This is a genomic window from Flavobacterium sp. (assembly GCF_043773265.1).
GTDB lineage: Bacteria > Bacteroidota > Bacteroidia > Flavobacteriales > Flavobacteriaceae > Flavobacterium.
In genome coordinates this window covers 1-3220 of sequence record NZ_JAYVFH010000013.1, presented here as the reverse complement: position 1 = coordinate 3220, position 3220 = coordinate 1, and the positions used below count along the sequence as shown (strand labels likewise).

Sequence of the window (3220 nt, the reverse complement as noted above, 5' to 3'; positions counted from 1 at the left end):
TTCAATTATAAACGAACCTTGAATTGGATTTTCGTTTTTAGCCAATCCTAATTCTTTATTTATAATCAATTGAATTGCCATTGCTCTTCGTACACTTTCCTCTGTTGGTGTTGTAATTGCTTCGTCGTAAGCATTGGTATGCAACGAGTTACAGTTGTCATATATTGCATAAAGTGCTTGCAAAGTAGTTCGAATATCGTTAAAATCTATTTCTTGTGCGTGAAGCGAACGGCCAGAGGTTTGAATATGGTATTTCAACATTTGTGCTCTTTCATTAGCACCATATTTATTTTTCATGGCTTTTGCCCAAATTTTTCTGGCAACACGACCAATAACTGCATATTCTGGATCAATTCCGTTAGAGAAAAAGAACGATAAATTAGGTCCAAAATCGTTAATATTCATTCCACGACTTAAATAATATTCTACATAAGTAAAACCATTAGAAAGTGTAAATGCCAATTGTGTTATAGGATTTGCTCCAGCTTCGGCAATGTGATAACCAGAAATTGACACCGAATAAAAATTTCTAACATTTTGAGTTATAAAATATTCTTGCACATCGCCCATTAATCGCAAAGCAAATTCTGTAGAAAATATACAGGTATTTTGCGCTTGATCTTCTTTTAAAATATCGGCTTGAACTGTTCCACGAACTTGAGTTAACGTCTTTACTTTTATATCATTATAAATTTCTTTAGACAAAACTTCATCGCCAGTTACACCAAGCAATAGCAATCCTAAACCATTATTTCCTTCTGGTAAATCGCCATTATATTTTGGTCTGGCAATTCCTTTTTTCTTATAAATTTCGTTTATTCTTTCTTCAATTTCTACTTCAAGACTGTTTTCTTTTATGTACTTTTCACAATTTTGATCAATTGCAGCGTTCATAAAAAACCCAAGCAACATTGGCGCTGGACCATTTATTGTCATAGAAACTGATGTCATTGCATGACTTAAATCGAAACCAGAATATAATTTTTTGGCATCGTCTAGACAGCAAATTGATACGCCAGCATTTCCAATTTTTCCATAAATATCTGGACGTAAATCTGGATCATTTCCATACAAAGTTACACTGTCAAATGCTGTAGAAAGTCGTTTTGCAGGCAAACCAGCACTTACATAATGAAAACGTTTGTTGGTTCGTTCTGGTCCACCTTCGCCAGCAAACATTCTACTTGGATCTTCGCCTTCTCTTTTAAAAGGATATAATCCAGAGGCAAATGGAAATTCGCCAGGCACATTTTCTTGTAAATTCCATTTTAAAATATCGCCCCAAGCTTTGTATTTGGGAAGTGATACTTTTGGAATTTGAGAATGCGAAAGTGATTCGGTATGCGTTGCAATTTTAATTTCCTTATCGCGAACTTTAAAACTGTAAAACGGATTTTTATATTTATTAATTTTTTCATCCCAGTTTAAAATTATTTCCCAATTGTATGGATCGAGATTCATTTTTACTCGGTCGAATTCTGCTATTAGAAGTTTTATAAAATTATTATTATTATTTGATGTTCCTTCGACTGCGCTCAGGATGACAGAATTTTTATCTATCACAGAATTACTTTCAATGACAGAATTATTATCAATTCCAGCTTTATTAATTAAAGGAACTTTATTAGAAACTGATTCGATAGTTTTAAAAATTCCATATAATTTTTGAGCAACTTCAACTTGAGAAAGCGCTGTTGCATCATATTTTCTATTGTTTTCTGCAATTTCAGATAGATAACGTGTTCTGTAAGGTGGAATTACAAATATTTTTTCACTCATTTCACGAGTGATTTTAAAAGTAGATTTTAAATTAGAATTGGTTTGTTCCACTACTTTATCCATCAACTTTTTATACAATTGATTCATTCCAGGATCGTTAAACTGCGAAGCAATTGTTCCTACAACTGGCATGGTATCTAAATCTGAATCCCAAAGATTATGATTTCTTTGATATTGTTTTTTAACATCGCGCAAAGCGTCAAGCGCACCACGTTTGTCAAATTTATTTACAGCTACAATATCGGCAAAATCTAACATATCAATTTTTTCCAATTGCGTTGCAGCACCAAATTCTGGCGTCATTACATATAAAGAAACATCAGAATGATCCATAATTTCGGTATCACTTTGACCAATTCCAGAAGTTTCTAGAATTATAATATCATATTTTGCAGCTTTTAAAACCTGTATTGCTTCGGCAACATATTTAGACAAAGCCAAATTAGATTGACGAGTTGCCAACGAACGCATATAAACCCTAGGATTGTTAATAGCATTCATACGAATTCTATCACCCAAAAGTGCGCCACCAGTTTTTCTTTTTGATGGATCAACAGAAATTAATCCGATAGTTTTTTCTGGAAAATCTATTAAAAATCGTCTTACTAATTCATCAACTAAAGACGATTTTCCAGAACCACCAGTTCCTGTAATTCCAAGAACTGGAATAGTAGATTTTTCGTTTTTCTTATGAATTTTATCAAATGTTTCTTTGGCAATTTCTGGAAAATTTTCGGCAGAAGAAATTAATCTTGCAATTGCAGTAGGATTTTTTTCTTCAAGATGATTGAATTCGCCATTTAAAACATTACCAACAGGAAAATCAGATTTTTGTACCAAATCGTTAATCATTCCTTGTAAACCCATTGCTCTTCCATCATCTGGCGCATAAATTCTTGTAATTCCGTACGCTTGCAAATCGGCAATTTCATCTGGCAAAATAACTCCACCACCACCACCAAAAATTTTAATATGTCCGGCACCTTTTTCTTTTAATAAATCGTGCATGTATTTAAAATATTCATTGTGTCCACCTTGATAGGAAGTCATTGCAATAGCATTCGCATCTTCTTGAATGGCAGTATTTACAACATCTTCTACGCTTCTATCGTGTCCAAGATGAATTACTTCTACACCTGTAGACTGAATAATTCTTCGCATAATATTGATTGCAGCATCGTGTCCATCAAATAATGATGCGGCAGTTACAATTCTTACTTTATTTTTAGGAATATAAGGTATTTGAGGTTCCATTTTAGTATAATGATAATTTTATGAGCGCAATTTACGAATTTAATAATTTTTATAACTTATTTATTGTTTTAAAATTTGAGGCATTATATTTGTAATTTAGATGGAAGTCGGAAGATGGAAGTTGGAAGATTTAAGATTGACATATAAAAGATGGAAGTTGAAAGATGGAAATTTAAAATAAAAAAAT

General features: G+C 32.5%; 1 protein-coding gene. It reads right to left on the bottom strand.

What is annotated here, in order from left to right; all coding sequences use genetic code 11:
* Positions 1-3033 (bottom strand): methylmalonyl-CoA mutase family protein (locus ACH2BO_RS00535; protein ID WP_395042805.1); only part of this gene is annotated, 3033 nt, incomplete at its 3' end.
* Positions 3034-3220 lie beyond the last annotated feature (187 nt).